This is a genomic window from Streptomyces sioyaensis (assembly GCF_004122735.1).
Classification (GTDB): domain Bacteria; phylum Actinomycetota; class Actinomycetes; order Streptomycetales; family Streptomycetaceae; genus Streptomyces; species Streptomyces sioyaensis.
Genome location: NZ_SDIF01000027.1, coordinates 17,584 through 37,855 on the forward strand (window position 1 = coordinate 17,584; position 20,272 = coordinate 37,855).

The 20,272-nt window shown below is 75.4% G+C and carries 1 protein-coding gene; it reads left to right on the top strand.

The features are described from left to right. Positions 1 to 5 precede the first annotated feature (5 nt). Positions 6 to 20,087 carry a non-ribosomal peptide synthase/polyketide synthase gene (locus EST54_RS12555; protein ID WP_129247679.1) on the top strand — a complete coding sequence of 6,694 codons (20,082 nt, stop codon included), beginning with the start codon at positions 6 to 8 and terminating at the stop codon, positions 20,085 to 20,087. Positions 20,088 to 20,272 lie beyond the last annotated feature (185 nt).

Sequence of the window (20,272 nt, forward strand, 5' to 3'; positions counted from 1 at the left end):
ACCCCATGACGTCTTCGAAGAAGGGCCGCGCCGCGGCCCTGCCGCAGGAGCTCCAGGAAGCGCTGCGCCGCCGCCTGGCAGGGCAGACCGGCGGAGCCGCCGCGAAGGCCCGGGAGACCATCCCCCGGGCCGACCGGTCCGCGCCGCTGCCGCTCTCCTTCGCCCAGCAGCGCCTGTGGTTCCTCGACCAGCTCCGCCCCGGCGACTGCCGCTACAACAGCGCGGTCGCGCTGCGGCTGACCGGCAGCCTGGACCGGGTCGCGCTGTCCGGAGCACTGGACGCCGCGCTGGAGCGCCACGAGGCGCTGCGGACCACGTTCGACGACATCGACGGCCGGCCGGTGCAGACCGTGCACCCGGCCGCCCCGGTGCCGCTGCCGGTCCACTACCTGACGGGACATCAAGAGAATGCTCCCGAAGGTGATGTGGGCCCGGACGAACCCTCCCGGCGCCACGCGGCGCTGGACGAGCTGCTGCTGACGGAGTACTCCCGCCCGTTCGACCTGCGCACCGGACCGCTGCTGCGGGCCCTGCTGGTGCGCCTGGCCGCCGACGAGCACGTCCTCCTGCTCACCGCGCACCACATCGTCACCGACGGCTGGTCCATGGGCGTCCTGCTGGACGAACTGTGCACGCTCTACGACGCCCTGGCCCACGGCGAGACGCCGGAGCTCGCACCGGTGGCGACCCAGTACCCGGACTACGCCGTCTGGCAGCGCGGCCGGCTGACCGGCGCCCTGCTGGCGGAGCAACTGTCCTACTGGACCAAGCAGCTGGACCGGGCCTCGCCGCCGGAGCTGCCGCTCGACCGCCCACGCAGCGGCGCGGAGTCCGGAAGCGGCGCGGTCCACGAGTTCCACGTCCCGTCGCGGACCACGGCCCGGCTGCGCCAGCTGGCGGCCGAGCAGCACACCACCCTGTTCACCGCGCTGATCGCGGCCTGCCAGGCGCTCTTCGCCCGCTGGTCGGGGCAGGACGACATCACCGTCGGATCGCTGACCCCCGGACGCGGCCGCACCGAACTGGAGCGCGCGGTCGGCTTCTTCGTCAACACCGTCGTGCTGCGCTGCCCGGTCGACATCGCACGCCCCTACCGCGACCTGCTGGACACCGCGGCCGGCACCGTCCTCGACGCCTTCGCCCACGACGACACCCCCTTCGAACGGCTGGTGGAGGCCGTGGGGGCGGTACGCCAGGCGGGCCGCAACCCGCTCTTCGACGTCATGGTGCTGCTGCACCCCGCCCCGCCCGAGGCCCCCGGCCTGCGCGGGCTGACCGCCCGGAACGTCACCGTGCCCCGCCGGGCCGCCACCTTCGACCTGAGCGTCGAGTTCGTCCCCGACGGCGAAGGGCTGACCGGCCTGCTGGAGTACCGCACCGATCTGTTCGACGCCTCGACGGCGGCGCGGATGGCGGAGCAACTGCTGCTCCTGCTCGACGGCGTGGCCACCGAACCGGACCGCCCGCTGGGCGAGCTGTCCCTGCTCTCGGCGCGCGAGCGGAAGCGGCTGACCACCGAGTGGAACGACACCGCGCTGCCCGTCACCCCCGCCACCTACCCCGAGGTGTTCGAGGCGCAGACGGTCCGCACCCCGCACGCCACGGCCCTGGTCGCCGGGGACACCACGCTCGACTACGCCGCGCTCAACGCCCGCGCCAACCGGCTGGCCCACCACCTCATCGACCGCGGTGCGGGCCCCGAACAGCTCGTCGCGCTGCGGCTGCCGCGCACCGCCGACATGGTCGTGGCGATCCTCGCCGTCCTCAAGTCCGGCGCCGGATACCTGCCGGTCGACCCCGAACTGCCCGCGGAGCGGTTGCGCTTCCTGCTGGCGGACGCGCGGCCGATGCTGGTGCTCGACGAGGCGGCGCTGGGCGAGGTGCCCGCGTCGGCGCCCGCGACCGACCCCACCGACGCCGACCGCCGCGCCCCGCTGCTGCCCGGCCACACCGCCTACGTGATCTACACCTCCGGCTCCACCGGCCGCCCCAAGGGGGTGGCCGTGGCCCACCGGTCCCTGATGAACCTGCTCGCCGGCCACCGCGACGGCTTCGTCGCCGCGGCCGGCGCCGGCCCGCTGCGGGTGGCCCTGACCGCGTCGTTCTCCTTCGACACCTCGCTGGAGGGCGTGCTGCTGATGGCCGACGGCCACCCGCTGCACCTGGTCGACGAGGCGACCCGGCTCGACCCGGCCGCGCTGGTCGAGTACGCCGTCGCCCACCGCATCGACTTCCTCGACCTGACCCCCTCCTACCTGCGCCAGCTGCTGCCCGCCGGACTGCTCACCGACCCCCGCCACCACCCCCGGCTGCTGATGCTGGGCGGCGAGGCGGTCGGCCCGGACCTGTGGCGGGAGCTGTCCGCGCTGCCCGACGTCGCCGCGTACAACTTCTACGGCCCCACCGAGTGCACCGTCGACGCGCTGGCCTGCCGCATCGACGGCACCGGGCGGCCCGTGGTGGGGCGGCCGCTGGCCAACGTCCGCGCCCATGTCCTCGACCACCGGCTCCAGCCGGTGCCGCCCGGCGTCGGCGGCGAGCTCTACCTGGCGGGGGACCAGGTCGCGCGCGGCTATCTGCACCGCCCCGGACTGACCGCCGCCCGGTTCGTGGCGGACCCGTTCGGTCCCCCCGGCAGCCGGATGTACCGCACCGGCGACCTCGCCCGCTGGACGGCCGACGGACGGCTCGACTACCTCGGCCGCGCCGACGACCAGGTCAAGATCCGCGGCCACCGCATCGAACCCGGCGAGATCGAGGCGGCCCTGCGGGCGCTGCCGGCAGTCGCCGAGGCGGCCGTCGTCGCCGTCGACGACGTGCGCGGCCACGCCCGGATCGCCGCCTACGTGACCCCCGCCGCCGAGGCCGGGCCGCCCGCCGCCGCCGAGCTGCGAGCCGCTCTCCAGCGCACCCTGCCCGGCCCCCTGGTGCCCGCCGCCTTCGTCGTCCTCGACGTCCTGCCGCTGAACAGCAGCGGCAAGCTGGACCGCCGCGCGCTGCCCGCCCCCGACCTCGACGCGGCCGCGCGCGAGCGGGAGTTCGTGGCGCCGCGCACCCCTGCCGAGCGGACGCTGGCCGGGATCTGGTCCGCGGTGCTCGGCGTCGCGCAGGTGGGCGCCGACGACAACTTCTTCGAGCTGGGCGGCGACTCGATCCTCAGCATCCAGGCGGTCTCCCGGGCCCGCGCCGCCGGCCTGCACCTCACCTCCCGGGACGTCTTCCAGCACCAGACCGTCGCCGAACTGGCCGCCGCCGTGGACCTGCGCGGCGCCCCGGCCCCCGCGCCCCGGCAGCCGGACGAGGCCGGCCCGGCCCCGCTCACCCCCATCCAGGAGTGGTTCTTCGCGACCCACGGACCGCTGCGGCACTTCACCATGTCGATGCTGCTGGACCTGCCCCGCGACCTCGACCAGGACGCCCTGGAGCGGGCCCTGCACGCCGTGGCCGCCCACCATCCGGCGCTGCGCACCCGCTTCGTCCGCACCGGCGACACCTGGCGCCAGCACCCCGGGGCCCCTGTCGCCCCCGGCCTGCTGACCCGGCACACCCCGTCCGGGACCACCGCCACCGCACGGGAGGCCGCGCGGACCGAGGCGGCCGACGCCGCCCGCGCGGCCCTCGACCCGGCCACCGGGACGCTGCTGCGCGCCGTCCTGTTCCCGCCGGACCCCGGCGACCGGTCACAACTCTTCCTGACGGCCCATCACCTCGCCGTGGACAGCGTCTCCTGGCGCATCCTCCTCGCCGACCTGGAGCGCGCCTACCACCAGGCCGCCGCCGGCGAGCCGGTCCAACTGGAGCCCGCCACCACGCCGTTCACCACCTGGGCCACCGCACTGTCCCGCCACGTACGGGACGGCGGCCTGGACGAGGACCTGGCGTACTGGCGCACCGAGAGCGGTGCGGCGCGCACCCCGCTGCCGGTCGACCGCCCCGGCACCCCGCTCGCCGGGTCCGCCCGCACCGTCCGCGCGCGCCTCGACCGCGACACCACCGAGGCCCTGCTGCGCCGGGTGCCCGGCGTGTACCGGACCCAGGTCAACGACGTGCTGCTCAGCGCGGTCGGCCGGGTGCTCGCCGACTGGGCGGGCACGGACCGGGTGACGGTGGCCCTGGAGGGGCACGGCCGCGAGGACCTCCACGACAGCGGTGCGGCCGTCGGCGACCCTGCCGAGGTGGCCGGCGACGGTGCCGACCTGTCCCGTACGGTCGGCTGGTTCACCACCCAGTACCCCGTGACGCTCACCCTGGCCGGTTCGCCGCACGCGCCGGACTGGGGCGCCACGCTCAAGGCGGTCAAGGAACGGCTGCGTGCCGTCCCAAGGCGCGGCCTCGGCTACGAGGCGCTCGCCCGCCTGGGCTCACCCGACCCGGCCGCCGGCGCCCTGCGCGCACTGCCGCTGCCCCAGGTCTGCTTCAACTACCACGGCCAGTGGGAGAGCGCGCACGACGGCGACTTCACCCCCGCCGGCGAGGCTCCCGGCCGCGACCTGGCCGCCGGGGAGGTCCTCGACCACCTGCTGGACATCTCGGCCGTGGTGGCCGACGGCGTCCTGGAGATCACCTGGCACTACAGCGACCAGGTGCACGACGAGCGCACCGTCCGGAACCTGGCGGACGGCACGGTCCAGGCGCTGACCGCCCTCGTCGCCCACTGCGCCCGGCCGGACGCCGGCGGCCGCACCCCCTCCGACTTCCCGCTGGCCCGCCTCGATCAGGCCGGCGTGGACCGGCTGGCCGGGGACGGGCGCGCCGTCGAGGACATCTATCCGCTGACCCCGCTCCAGGAAGGCATGCTCTTCCACCGCCTGGTGGGCGGCGCGGACGACGTGTACCTCGACCAGGCCACCCTGCTGCTGGACGGGGTGGCCGACCCGCGGGCGTTCGCCCGGGCCTGGCAGCGGGTGACCGACCGGACGCCGGTGCTGCGCACCTCGGTCGTCTGGGAGGGCGTGCCCGTACCGCTCCAACTCGTGCACCGCCGGGCGACCGTGCCCGTCGCACACCTCGACTGGCGCGCACGGGACGAGGAGTGGCGCACGGACCGACTCGCCCGGCTCCAGGCCGAGGACCTGGCGCGCGGCCTGGACCTCGGCACCCCACCGCTGATGCGGCTCACCCTGATCCAGCTGCCCGGCGGAGCGCTGCGGCTGCTGTGGACCTCGCACCACCTGATCCTGGACGGCTGGAGCCTGGCCCAGGTGCTGACCGAGGTCTGCGAGGAGTACGCCGGGCTCGTCGCCGGCCGCGAACCGGCGCCGCCCGCCCGCCGTCCCTTCGGCGACTACGTCCGCTGGCTGTCCGGCCGGGACGACCGCGCGGCCGAGGAACACTGGCGCGCCGTCCTCGCCGGCTTCGCCACCCCGACCCCGCTGCCCTGCGACCGCCCGCCCCGCGAGGCCCACCGGGCCCGCTCCGCCGAGGTGCTGACGGTGAGCCTGCCCGTCGAGCGCTCCGCGGAACTGCTGCGCACCGCCCGGCGCGGCGGACTGACCCTCAACACCGTGGTGCAGGGCGCCTGGGCACTGCTGCTGGCCCGCTACAGCGGCGAGCCGGACGTGGTGTTCGGCACCACCGTGTCCGGCCGGCCGGACACCCTGCACGGCGTCGAGTCGATGGTGGGGATGTTCATCAACACGCTGCCCACCCGGGTACGGGTCGACGGGCACCGCACCGCCGCCGGCTGGCTGCAAGAGCTCCAGGACGCCCAGTCCGAGTCCCGCCGCTTCGAGGCCGTCTCGCTGGCGCAGCTCGCCTCGTTCAGCGACGTACCGGCCGGCACCGCGCTGTTCGACAGCATGGTCGCCTTCGAGAACTACCCCTTCGACGAGGCCCGGACCTCCGGCGCCGGGGTGCGCCTCGCGCAGGTCACCTCCCGGGACGCGACCAACTTCCCCCTGGTGCTGCGCGCCCACCACAGCGACCGCCTCGGCTTCGACCTCGCCTACGACCCCGACCTCTTCGACCCCGCCACCGTCCGCGCGCTCGCCGACCGGCTGTGCCTGCTGCTCGCGGAGATCGCCACCGACGTGGACCGCCCGCTGCGCGAGCTGGCGTGGACGACGGCCGAGGAACGCCGCCGGATGCTGGTCGACTGGAACGGCACCGAGCACGGCCGCCCCGAGGCGACCCTGGTGGACCTCTTCGCGTCGCAGGCCGCCCGTACCCCCGACGCCGCCGCCGTGACCTGCGCCGGCGTCACTCTCTCGTACGCCGAACTCGACGCGCGGGCGGGCCGGCTGGCCCACCGGCTGGCCGAGTACGGTGCTGGCCCCGAGCGCTTCGTGGCGCTCGCCCTGCCCCGCTCGGCGGATCTGATCGTGGCGATCGTGGCGGTGCTGAAGACCGGCGCCGCCTACCTCCCCGTCGACCCCGAGCTGCCCGGCGGCCGCGTCGACCGGCTGCTCACCGACGCCACCCCGGCCCTGCTGGTGACCACCGCCGCCGTCGCCGGTCGGCTCCCCGGTACGGACGTCCCCCGGCTGCTGCTCGACGAGCCCGCGGTCCGCGACGACCTGGCCGCACGCCCCGCCACCGGCCCGGAAAAGACCCGCCGCCCGCTCCCGGAGTCGCCCGCCTACGTCATCTACACCTCGGGCTCCACCGGCCTGCCCAAGGGCGTGGTCGTCCCGCACGCCAACGTGGTGCGGCTGTTCTCCCGCACCCGCCACTGGTTCGGCTTCGACGAGCACGACGTGTGGACGCTCTTCCACTCCTACGCCTTCGACTTCTCCGTCTGGGAGATCTGGGGCGCGCTGCTGCACGGCGGCCGCCTCGTCGTCGTCCCGCACGACACCGCCCGGGCCCCCGAGGAGTTCCTGCGCCTGCTGGCGGACGAACGGGTCACGGTGCTCAATCAGACGCCGTCCGCGTTCTACCCCCTGATGCGCGCGGACGCCGAACACCCCGACCTCGGCGCCCGCCTGCGCCTGCGAAAGGTGATCTTCGGCGGCGAGGCACTGGACCTGGCACGGCTGACCGACTGGTACGAGCGGCACCCCGACACCGCACCCGCCCTGGTCAACATGTACGGGATCACCGAGACCACCGTGCACGTCTCCTACGCCCCGCTCGACCGCGCCACCGTGACCGGCGCCACCGCCAGCGCCATCGGCTCCGGCCTGCCCGACCTGCGCGTCCATGTCCTCGACGGCGACCTCGCCCCGGTGCCGCACGGCGCCGTCGGCGAGCTGTACGTCGCGGGGGAGGGCCTGGCCCGCGGCTATCTGCACCGCCCCGGCCTGACCGCCGCGCGGTTCGTCGCCAACCCCTTCGGCCCGCCCGGCACCCGGATGTACCGCACCGGCGACCGGGCCCGGTGGCGGCCCGACGGCACCCTGGAGTACCTCGGCCGCGCCGACCAGCAGGTCAAGATCCGCGGGTTCCGCATCGAACTCGGCGAGATCGAGGCCGCGTTGCACTCCCACCCCGGCATCGGTGCGGCCGTGGTGGACGTCCGCGAGGACACTCCCGGCGTGCGGCGGCTGGTCGCCCACGTCGTGGGCGCGGGCCAGGACGCCCCGCCGCCCGCGGCCGCACTCCGTGCCCACCTGGCGCACACCCTGCCCGCGCACATGGTGCCCGCCGCCTATGTCGCCCTGGACGCGCTGCCGCTGACCGTCAACGGCAAGCTCGACCGCCGGGCGCTGCCCGCCCCCGGCCCGGACGGCTACGCCGCCGGCGCGGACCGCACCGCCCCGCGCACCGAGGCCGAGCGCCTCGTCGCCCGGGTGTGGGCCGAGGTGCTGGACGCCGGGGACGTGGGCGCGGAGGACAACTTCTTCGCGCTGGGCGGCGACTCGATCCTCGCCATCCGCGTCACCTCCCGGCTGCGCGCCGCCCTCGGCGCCGAGGTCTCGCCCCGGCTGCTGTTCACCCGGCCGACGGTGTCCGCGCTGGCCGCCGCCCTGCCCGGCCCGGCGGCGTCCGCGAGTACCGCGGACCGCCCGGTGCCGGCCGACGCGATACCGGCGGCCGACCGCGCCGCCGCGGTGCCGCTGTCCTTCGCCCAGCAGCGCCTGTGGTTCCTGGACCGCTTCGAGCCGGACAGCACCGAGTACCTGACCTTCTTCGTACTGCGCCTGGGCGGCCACCTCGACGAGGCCGCGCTGCGCACCGCCCTGGACGCCCTGGTGGCCCGGCACGAATCGCTGCGCACCACCTTCGCCGAACAGGACGGCCACGCCCACCAGCAGGTACACGCCCCCGCTCCGGTGGACCTGCCGCTGCACGACCTGTCGGCCCTCCCGCCGCAGGCTCGCGACCGCGCGCTCGACGACCTGCTGGCACGCGACGGCAGCACCCCCTTCGACCTGGCCACCGGGCCGCTGCTGCGCACCCGGCTGATCCGCCTCGCCGCCGACGAGCACGTACTGACCCTGGCCATGCACCACATCGTCACCGACGGCTGGTCCACCGCGGTGCTCGGCCGGGACCTGGGCGAGCTGTACGCGGCGGCCCGGCACGACCGCCGCCCGGACCTGCCCCCGCTGCCCGTCCAGTACGCCGACTACGCGGTCTGGCAGCGCGCCCGGACCGACCAAGCGGAGGAGCAACTCGCCTACTGGAAAACCCAGTTGGACGGTGTTGCCCCGCTGGAGCTGCCGACCGACCGGCCGCGGCCCGCCGTCCGCACCAAGAACGGCGCGCTGCTGGAGTTCGCGCTGCCCGCCGAGTTGACCGAGCGGCTGCGGGAGACCGGCCGCCGCGCCGACGCCACCCTCTACATGACGCTGCTCGCGGCCTGCCAGGTCCTCCTCGCCCGCTGGGCCGGCCAGGAGGACATCGCGGTCGGCACCGTGGCCTCCGGACGCGAACGCCCCGAACTGGAGCACCTGGTCGGGATGTTCGTGAACACCCTGGTGCTGCGCGGCCGGGTACCCGCGGACCGCCCGTTCAGCGCCCTGCTGAAGGACGTGCGCAGCACCGTGCTGGACGCCTTCGCCCACCAGGACGTGCCCTTCGAACGGCTCGTGGACGTCCTCCAGCCGGAGCGGGACACCAGCCGCACCCCCCTGTTCCAGGTCATGGTCGCGCTGCACAACCTGGGCGGCGAGGCCCCGCGGCTGGACGGCCTCGACGTCGAGGCCGTCCAGCCGCCGGTCCGCCACGCCTCCTTCGACCTCGGCTTCGACTTCGTCGAGCGGGACGGCGGCCTCACCGCGTTCGTGGAGTACGACACCGACCTCTTCGACGCGGACACCGTCCAGCGGATGACCGGCCGGCTGCGGCTGCTGCTGGAGGCGGTCGCGGACGACCCCGGACGGACGGTGGGCGAACTGCCGCTGCTGTCCGCCCCGGAGCGCCGGCAGGTACTGGAGGAGTGGCAGGGCGAGGTGCTGCCCGTACCGGACACCACCTTCACCGAGCTGTTCGAGGCCCAGGCCGCCCGCACCCCGCACGCCACCGCCCTGGTGGCCCGGGACGCCACCCTCGACTTCGCCACCCTGAACACCCGAGCCAACCGGCTGGCCCACCACCTCATCGGCCTCGGCGCCGGCCCGGAGCGTGTGATCGCCGTCCGGCTGCCGCGCACCTCGGACATGGTGGTGGCGCTCCTCGCCGTCCTCAAGGCGGGCGGCACCCAGCTCTCCCTCGACCCCGAACTGCCCGAGGACCGCCTCGCGTTCCTGCTCGCGGACGCCGCGCCGCAGACCGTCGTGACCCCCGGCACGCTGCGCGACGCCCCGCTGGACGGGCTGCCCACCCACAACCCCACCGACGCCGACCGGATCGCGCCGCTGTGCGGCGCCCACACCGCCTACGTCAACTACACCTCCGGCTCCACCGGCAGGCCCAAGGGCGTCGCCGTCGAACACCGCCAGCTGGTCAACCTCTGCCACGACCATCTGGCCGGGCTCGTCGCACCGCACGCCACCGAAGGAAGCCAGCTGCGCTTCGCGCTCAGCGCCGCCTTCTCCTTCGACACCTCGTGGGAAGGCCCGCTGCTGCTGGCGCTGGGCCAGCAGGTCCACCTCGTCGACGACGAGGTACGCCTGGACCCGGCCGCGTTCGTCGCGCAGATCGCCGCACACCGCCTGGACGGCATCGATGTGACACCGACCTTCCTGCACGAGCTGATGGCCGCCGGACTGTTCACCGGCGAGGGCCACCGTCCGCGCCTCGTCATGGTGGGCGGCGAGGCCATCGGCACGCCGCTGTGGCGGGAGCTGCGGGAGACCGACGGCCTCACCGCGTACAACGTCTACGGCCCCACCGAGTGCACCGTCGACGCCGTCTACGGCCGCTTCACCGACCACGCCGAGCGGCCCGTCATCGGCCGGCCGGGCCGCAACCTGCGCGCCTATGTGCTCGACGGGCGGCTGCAGCCGGTGCCGGCCGGGGTACCGGGCGAGCTGTATCTGGCCGGTGCCCAGGTCGCCCGCGGCTACCGGGGGCGGCCCGGGCTCACCGCCGGGCGCTTCGTCGCCGACCCGTTCGGCCCGCCCGGCACCCGCATGTACCGCACCGGCGACCGCGCCCGCCACGACGCGCAGGGGTTGCTGGAGTTCCTGGGGCGCACCGACGAACAGGTCAAGATCCGCGGCCACCGCATCGAGCCCGGTGAGATCGAGGCGGCCCTCCTGGACCACCCCGAGGTCGCGGACACCGTGGTGGTGGCGCGGGAACACGACGGCCGGGCGCGGCTGGTGGCCTACGTGGTCCCCGCCGGGGAGCGGACACCCCCGGCCGAGGAACTGCGGGTCCGACTGCGCCGCACGCTGCCGGACTACATGGTCCCCGCGGCGTTCGTCGCGCTGGAGCGGGTGCCGCGGACCAGCAGCGGCAAGACCGACCGGCGCGCCCTGCCCGCGCCCCCGGCCCAGCCGGACACCGCGACGCGCCACGTGGCCCCGCGCAACGACACCGAGACCTGCCTCGCGGGCATCTGGGCGGAGGTGCTCGGCGTCCCCCGCGTCGGCGTCGAGGACAACTTCTTCGCCCTCGGCGGCGACTCGATCCTCAGCATCCAGATCGTCTCCCGGGCCCGCCGCGCCGGGCTCGCCCTCACCTCCAAGGACGTCTTCCGCCACCAGACGATCGCGGAACTCGCCCTGTGCACCGACGCCGTGACCCCGCCGCCCGCCGACGCCGGCCCGGCCCCGGCCGGACCGGCCCCGCTCACCCCCATCCAGCACTGGTACCTCGACGGGCGACGGCCCGGCGACGCGCTGCGCTTTTCCATGACCCACCGGCTGGAACTGGCCCCGGACGGCACGGAAGAGGCGCTGCGGCAGGCGGCCGATGCCCTGGTCGCCCACCACGAGGCGCTGCGCACCCGCTTCCGCCGCACCGACGGCGCCTGGCACCAGGACGTGCTGCCCACCGCCCCCGGCGAGGTCTTCACCCGCCACGACCTGACCGGACTCGACGAGCCGGCCCAGGAGGCAGCCGTCCAGCGCGCGGCCACCGCCGCGCAGACCGCCCTCGACCCCACCGAGGGCCGGGTCGTACGGGTCCTGTACTTCGACCGCGGACCCGACCGCCCCGCCCAACTCCTGCTCACCGTCCACCACTTGGTGATCGACGGGGTGTCCTGGCGCATCCTGCTCGGCGACCTGGAGACCGCCTGCCGCAACGCCGCCGCCGGCCGGCCGGCCGGTCTGCCCCCGGCGAGCAGCGGCTACGGTCACTGGGCGGCCCGCCTGGAGCAGCACACCCGCTCCGGCGCCCTCGACGGCGACCTGGCGTACTGGACCCGCACCTGTGCGGCCCCCGCCGGCCTCCCCACCGACCGGGAGGGCAGCAACACCCACGGCGAGGCCGCCACCCTCACCGTCCGCCTGGGCCGCGCCGAGACCGAGGCCCTGCTGCGCCAGGTCCCCGACGTCTACCGCACCCAGGTCAACGACGTCCTGCTCAGCGCCCTCGGCCGTACCCTGGCCCGCTGGAGCGGACAGGACACCGTGCTCCTCGGCGTCGAGGGACACGGCCGCGAGGACCTCTTCGACGACCTGGACCTGTCGCGCACCGTCGGCTGGTTCACCGCCGAATTCCCGCTCGCCCTGACCGTCGCCCCCGACGCGGACTGGCGCGAGACCGTACGGTCCGTCAAGGAGCAGCTGCGCGCCGTCCCGCTGCGCGGTCTGAGCTACTGCGCGCTGCGCCACCTCGCCGGGCCGGGCCCGCTGCACGACGCGCCGGCGCCGCGGATCGGCTTCAACTACCACGGCCAGTGGGACGTTGCGTCCGGTACCGAGCCGGACGGCGGCGGCGGACTCTACCGCGCCGCCCTGCCGCCGGCCGGCGCGGACACCGACCCCGACGAGGAGCGCACCTACCTGCTCGACGTGACGGGCGTCGTCCAGGACGGCAGGCTCGAACTCGGCTGGACCTACTCGCCCGCGCGCTACGACGAGTCCACCGTGCGCCGCCTCGCCGAGGACACCGCCGCGGCGCTGGGCGAGATCGTCGCGCACTGCGCCCGGCCGGACACCGGCGGCCGCACGCCGTCCGACTTCCCGCTCGCCGGGCTCGACCAGCACCAGGTGGACCTGGTCGCGGGCGACGGACACCATGTCGCCGACATCCACCGGCTCACCCCGCTGCAGGCCGGCATGCTCTTCCACGGGCTGGTCGACGAGGCGGGCGCCTACTTCGACCAGATGACCCTGCGGATCGCCGGGGTCGCCGACCCGCAGGCGTTCGCCGCGGCCTGGCAGACCGTCGCCGACCGCACCCCGGCGCTGCGCAGCAGCGTCCACTGGCAGGGCCTGCCCCACCCGGTGCAGGTCGTGCACCGCCACGCCGTCCTGCCCGTCGTCCACCACGACTGGCGGACCCTGGCTCCCGACGCACGCGAGCGCGCGCTGACGGAGCTGCTCGCCGCGGACCGGGCGGCCGGCCTGGACGTGACCCGGGCACCGCTGAGCCGGATCGCGGTGGCGGCGCTGCCCGGCGACGAGATCGTGCTGGTGTGGTCCTCGCACCACCTGATGCTCGACGGCTGGAGCACCGGCGCGCTCTTCGCCGACGTGTGCGCGCAGTACGCGGCGACCGTCGAGGGCCGTACCGTCCGGCCCCCGGCCCGCCGCCCGTTCCGGGACTTCCTGCACTGGCTGGCCGAGCAGGACGAGGAGGAGGCCGAGCGGCACTGGACGGACACCCTCGCCGGGTTCACCGCCCGCACCCCGCTGCCCTACGACCGGCAGCCCGTCGAGGCGCACCGTGCCCGCTCGGGCGCCCTGGTGCACCTGGACCTCACCCCCGAGGTCTCCGAGCGGCTGCGCAGCACGGCCCGGCGGAGCGGACTGACCGTCAACACCGTGGTCCAGGGCGCCTGGGCGCTGCTGCTGGCCCGCTACAGCGGCCGCCAGGACGTGGTGTTCGGCACCACGGTCTCCGGCCGCCCGGCCGAACTGCCGGGGGTGGAGGCCATGGTCGGCATGTTCATCAACACCGTCCCGACGCGTGCCGTGGTCGACGGGACCCAGGGCGTGCTGCCCTGGCTGCGCGGCCTCCAGGAGCAGCAGAGCGACTCCCGGCGCTTCGACTTCGTCTCGCTCGCCCGCATCCAGTCCCTCAGCGAACTCCCCGCGGGCGAGGCGCTGTTCGACAGCATGGTGGTCTTCGAGAACTACCCGTTCGACGAGGCCGCCGCCACCGGTGCGGGCATCCGCATCCAGGACGTGCGCGCCGAGGACGCCACCACCTTCCCGCTGTGCCTGCGCGCCTACCTCGACGACCGTCTCGGCTTCGACCTCGCCTACGACGGGACGCTGTTCGACCGGGAGACGGTGGAGCGGGCCGCGGACCGCCTGGAGACCCTGCTGACCGCGGTCGCCGACGGCGCCGACCGGCGCCTGGACGACCTCGGCCTGCTCACCGACGCCGACCGCGCGGTACTGCGCCGGTGGAACACCCCCGCGCGGCACGTCCCGGCCGGCTCGCCGGTGGACCGGTTCGCCGCACAGGTGCGCCGCACCCCGGACGCGCCCGCGCTCACCGACGCCGACGGCACCGAGCTGACCTACCGTCAACTTGCCGACTGGTCGAACCGGGTGGCCCACCGGCTGCTGGCCGACGGCCTGGCCCCCGAGGACCGGGTCGCCCTGCTCATGGAACGCTCGGCCGCGCTCGTGGTCGCCCAGCTGGCGGTGCTCAAGGCGGGCGGCGCCTATCTGCCCGTGGACGGCCGGGCCCCCGAGGAACGCCGCCGGATGCTGCTCGACCAGGCGGGAGTGACAACCCGGCTGACCGCCGGGGAGGTCACCGCCGCGCGGACCGCCACCCCGGCCGGGGAGCGGACGCTGCCGCCCGCCGACCCGGACCGGCTGGCGTACGTGATGTTCACCTCCGGGTCGACCGGCATCCCGAAGGCCGTCGGGGTGCGCCACCGGGACGTGGCGGCGCTCGCCACCGACAGCCGGTTCGCCGGCCCCGACGTCGCCCGGGTGCTGCTGCACTCGCCGGTGGCGTTCGACGCCGCCACCTTCGAGGTCTGGGCGCCGCTGCTGAACGGCGGCCGGATCGTGGTCGCACCGCCCGGCCCGGTGGACGTGGCCCTGCTGCGGCGACTGGCCGCCGGAGGAGAGCTGACGGCGCTGTGGCTGACGGCCGGGCTGTTCCGGCTGCTGTCCCAGGACGCGCCGGACTGCTTCGCGGGGCTGCGCCAGGTGTGGACCGGCGGCGACGTGGTGCCGGCCGCCGCCGTGCGCCGTGCGCTGTCCGCCTGCCCGGACCTGACCGTCGTGGACGGCTACGGCCCGACCGAGACCACGACCTTCGCGACGTCCTTCGCGATGACCGACGCCGCCGCGGTCCCCGCCACGGTGCCGATCGGCCACCCGCTGGACGACATGCGCGTCCACGTCCTCGACGCCCGGATGCGCCCGGTGCCGCCGGGCACCGCGGGTGAACTCTGCCTGGCCGGCGAGGGGGTGGCCCGCGGCTACCTCGGCCGCCCCGGAGCCACCGCGGAGCGCTTCGTCGCGGATCCGTCCGGGCCGCCCGGCGCACGGATGTACCGCACCGGGGACCTCGCCCGCCGGCGGCCCGACGGCACCGTGGAGTTCCTCGGCCGCGCCGACGACCAGGTCAAGATCCGGGGCTTCCGCGTCGAGCCCGGCGAGGTGGAGGCGGCACTGGCCGCCCACCCGGGCGTCGTGGACGTGGCCGTCGTGGCCCGCGAGCACCGGCCCGGAACCAAGCACCTGGTCGCCTATGTGGTCGGCCACGACGGGCTCGACACCGAGGAGCTGCGCGGGTACGCCCGCGGCACCCTGCCCGACTACCTCGTCCCGGCGGCGTTCGTGCCGCTGGCCGCGCTGCCGCTGAGCGGCAACGGCAAGGTGGACCGCGCGGCGCTGCCCGAGCCGGCCGCCGGGACGGACCGGCCGGAGCCGGTCGCCCCGCGCACCGAGGCCGAACACCGCACGGTTCAGGTCTGGGCCGAGGTGCTCGGCGTGGCACGGGTCGGGGTCGCGGACGACTTCTTCGCGCTGGGCGGCGACTCGATCCTCAGCATCCGGCTCGCCTCCCGGCTGGCCGAGGCGTTCGGCACCGAGCTGACCCCGCGGGCCGTGTTCACCCACCCGACCCCGGCCGCCCTCGCCGCGCTGCTCACGGCGGGGGAGGAGCCCGCCGAGGAGGACGGCGCCCGTACCCCGGTGGACCGGGACGCCCCGCTGCCACTGTCCTTCGCCCAGCAACGCCTCTGGTTCCTCGACGCGTTCACGCCGGAGAGCACCGAGTACATCACCCCGCTCGCCCTGCGGCTGCGCGGCCGGCTCGACACCGCCGCGCTCGCCGCGGCCCTGACGGCGCTGGCGGCCCGGCACGAGACGCTGCGGACCACCTTCGACAGCGTGGACGGCCAGGGCGTCCAGATCGTCCACGAGCCCCGGGAGGTCCTGCTGCCGCTGCGCGACCTGTCGTCCCTGCCCGCCGCCGACCGCACGGCCGCGCTGGACCGGCTGCTGGCCGAGGAGCGCACCCGCCCCTTCGACCTGCGCAGCGGCCCCTTGCTGCGCGCCGGACTGGTCCGGCTCGCGGACGACCACCACGTACTGACCCTGACGCTCCATCACATCATCACGGACGGCTGGTCCACGGGGGTGCTCACCGGCGACCTCTCGCACCTCTACCGGGCCGCGCTGCACGACACGACGCCCGAGCTGCCTCCGCTGCCGGTGCAGTACGCCGATGTCGCGCACCGGCAGCGGACGGCACGCACCGGCCGGGCCGCCGAAGACCAACTCCGTTACTGGAAGGAGCGGTTGACCGGAGTCGAGCCGCTCCAGCTGCCCGCCGACCGGCCGCGCCCGCCCGTGCAGACCAGGAGCGGCGCGACCGAGGGGATCGTCCTGCCGCCGGAGACGGCCCACCGCCTGAAGGAGTTCGGCCGGACCCGGCGGACCACCCTGTTCATGACGCTGGTCGCCGCGGCCCAGGCCCTCTTCGCGCGGCTGTCCGGCCAGCAGGACATCGCGGTCGGCACCGTGACCTCGGGCCGCGACCGCGCCGAGACCCAGCGGCTGATCGGCTTCTTCGTCAACACCCTGGTCCTGCGGTCGACGGTCGACCCGGCACAGGACTTCCCCGCGTTCCTGGCGGGCGTCCGCGACACCGTGCTGGACGCCTTCGCGCACCAGGACGTGCCGTTCGAGCAGGTGGTGGACGAGGTCCAGCCGGCCCGGGACACCAGCCGCACCCCGCTCTTCCAGGCCATGGTGGTGCTCCAGAACGCGCCCGGCGAGGCGATGGACCTGCCCGGCCTCCAGGTGAGCGACATCGAAGCGGACCGCGACGACGCCGCCTTCGACCTCACCCTGGAGTTCGCCGAGACGGACTCCGGCGCCCTGCACGGCCTGCTGACCTACAACACCGACCTCTTCGACACCGCCACCGCCCGCAGGATGGCCGACCAGCTCACCACCCTGCTGACCGGCATCGCCGACGACCCGCACCGCCCGCTCGGCGCCCTGCCCCTGGCACCCGCCGACGCACTGCGACGGATGCTCACCGACCGGCAGGGCGCCGTCCGCCCGGTACCCCCGGCCACCCTGCCCGAGCTCTTCCAGCGGCAGGCGGACCGGACACCCGGCGCGGTGGCGCTCGTGCAGGGCGCACGCGTGCTGACCTTCGCCGGGCTGGAGAGCGCGGCCAACCGGCTGGCACACCAGCTCATTGCCCAAGGCGTCGGCCCCGAGCGCCTGGTGGCCCTGGCACTGCCCCGCTCGGCGGAGATGGCCGTGGCACAACTGGCCGTGGCGAAGGCCGGCGGCGCGTTCCTGCCCGTCGACCCGGCTTACCCGGCCGAGCGGCGGGAGTTCATGGTGCGCGACTCCGCGGCAACCGTGATCCTCGACGACCCGGAGGCCATCTGGTGCGCGGACGGTCCGGCCTCCGCACCCACCGACCAGGACCGCCTCGCCCCGTTGCGGACCGGCCACCCCGCCTACGTCATCTACACCTCCGGCTCGACCGGCACCCCCAAGGCGGTGGTCGTCACGCACGCCGGACTGGCCGGTTTCGCCGCGGCCGCCGCGGCCCGCTACGGCGTCCAACCCGGCGACCGGGTCCTCCAGTTCGCCTCGCCCAGCTTCGACGCCTCCTTCCTGGAGCTGAGCATCTCCCTGCTCGCGGGGGCGACACTGATCGCGGGGGAGGAGGGGCCGCTGCTCGGCGAACGCCTCGCCCAGGTGCTCGCCGAGCGGCGGATCACCCACACCCTGATCCCGCCCGCGGCGCTGGCCACCGTGCCGCCCGAGGCGGCGGACGCCCTGCCGGACCTGCGCACCCTGATCGTCGGCGCCGAGGCGTGCCCCGCCGATCTTGTGGCGCGCTGGGCGCCGGGCCGCCGCATGATCAACTCCTATGGCCCCACCGAGGCCACCGTGGTCGCCACCTGGACCGATCCGCTGGTCCCGGAGGCGGGCGCGCCGCCCATCGGCCGCCCCGTCGACAACACCCGGGCCTACGTCCTGGATGCCGCCCTGCGACCCGTACCGGTCGGTGTCACCGGCGAGCTGTACGTGGCCGGTGCCGGGCTCGCCCGCGGCTACCTGGCCCGCCCGGGACTGACCGCGGCCCGCTTCGTCGCCGACCCGTTCGCCGCCCCGGGCAGCCGGATGTACCGCACCGGCGACCTGGTGCGGTGGGGCGCCGACGGCGAACTGCACTACGCCGGACGCGCCGACGACCAGGTCAAGGTGCGCGGCTTCCGCATCGAGCCCGGCGAGATCGAGAGCGCGCTGCGGCGCAGCCCGCAGGTACGCGACGCCGTGGTCGCCGTCCGCGCCACCGGCCCGGCCGGCCGCGCGGACGCCGGCCCCGGCCGCCTGGTCGCCTACGTCGTCCCGGCCGGCGGGGCCGCGGAGCCGCTGCCCGTCCCGGCACTGCGCGACTTCCTGGCCGCCAGCCTCCCGCCGCACATGGTGCCGTCGGTGTTCGTCCCGCTGGCCGAACTGCCGCTGACCCCCAACGGCAAGACCGACCGTCGCGCCCTCCCCGACCCCGAACCGGCGTCCGCCGCCCCCGCCATCCATGTCGCGCCGCGCACCGACACCGAACGCCGGATCGCCCGGATCTGGGCCGACGTCCTCGGGCTCGACACGGTGGGGGCCGAGGACAACTTCTTCGACCTCGGCGGCGATTCGATCCTCAGCATGCAGGTGGTCTCCCGCCTGCGCCAGGCCGGACTGCACCTCGCCACCAAGGACCTGTTCACCCACCAGACGGTGGCCGCACTGGCCGGCGTCGTCACCACCGGACCGGACCGGTCCGACAGCGGCCCGGTGACCGGCGACCTGCCGCTCACCCCCATCCAGGACTGGTTCTTCGCCACCCCCCGGGCCAACCCGCACCACTTCAACCAGTCGGCGCTGCTCGAACTGGCCGGCGAGCCCGACCCCACGGCTCTGGAGACCGCCCTGGCCGCGCTCCTGACCCACCACGACGCGCTGCGCATGCGGTTCACCGAGGACGGCGGCCGCCGGCGCCAGCACAACCCGCCGCCGTCCCCCGACCCGCACGTGCTGACCCGGCACGACCTGACCGGTCTGCCGCCCGACGAGGCCGACGCGGCCATGGAGAAGGCCGCCGACGACCTCCACTCGGGCTTCGACATCGGCCAGGGCCCGCTGCTGAAGGCCGCGCTGTTCACCGGTGGCACGGACCGCCCCGCCTTCCTCTTCCTGGTGGCCCACCACCTGGTCATCGACGGCGTGTCCTGGCGCATCATCCTGGACGACCTGGAGACCGCCTACCAGCAGGCCGCACAGGGAGGGCCGGTGACCCTGAGCGAGCGGACCACCGCCTTCCGGGACTGGGCACGCGGACTGGCCGCGCACGTCGCCGAAGGGGGGCTGGACCACGAACTCCCCTACTGGGAGGACGCCGTGGCCCCCGCCCCGCTACCGGTCGACCACGACGGTGCCGCGTCCGCCCGGCCGGCCCGCACGGTGACCGTGACGCTGGACGAGACGGACACCACGGCGCTGCTGCGCGCGGCCCCCACCGCCTACCGCACCCGCATCAACGACGTCCTGCTGGCCGCGCTCGCCCTGGCGCTGGCGCGCTGGACCGGCCGCGACCGGGTCTGCGTGGACCTGGAAGGACACGGCCGCGAGGACATCCTGGACGGCGTCGACCTCTCCCGTACGGTCGGCTGGTTCACCACCGTCTACCCGGTCGGCCTCCAGGTGCCCGACCCCGCGGACCTCGGCCCGTCGCGGGACTGGCGCGCCCTGGTCAAATCCGTCCGGCGGCAGCTGCGCGCCGTGCCCGGCAACGGCCTCGGCTTCGGCGCCCTGCGCACCCACGGCCCCGCCGAGGTGCGCGCGCGTCTGGAGCGCACCGGCCGCGGGCAGGTCGTGTTCAACTACCTGGGCCAGTGGGACGCCCGGCCGGGCGGATCCGGCGGTGGACTCGTCCGCGCCGAGCACGGCTCCTTCGGTCAGGACCACGACCCGCGCGACGGCGGCTCCCATCTGCTGGAGGCGGTCGGCGCGGTGCAGGCCGGCCGGCTCGCCTTCACCTGGCACTACCGCCCCGACGTACACGAGGAAGCGACGGTACGGGCGGTCGCCGAGGACTTCGTCGAAGCGCTGCGCCGGATCGCCCAGCACGCCCGGGACAGCGTGTGAGCCGGGGGAGACCGGCCGGGTCACCCCTCGCGCGGCGGGCCTCGACGGTACGCACCACGCCCACCACGGCGGTCCACCGCCCCCACCTCCGCGCACCGGCTGCCGGAGACCCCCTGAACGTCGTCGACTGCCCGCCCGGCGAACCGGACCGGACCTCCCGGCCGCCCCGGCCCGCGCAGCCGCAC

Bases quoted from the DNA above. Each gene is read 5' to 3' on its own strand.
- EST54_RS12555 (WP_129247679.1), top strand. From the start codon at position 6: ATGACGTCTTCGAAGAAGGGCCGCGCCGCGGCCCTGCCGCAGGAGCTC.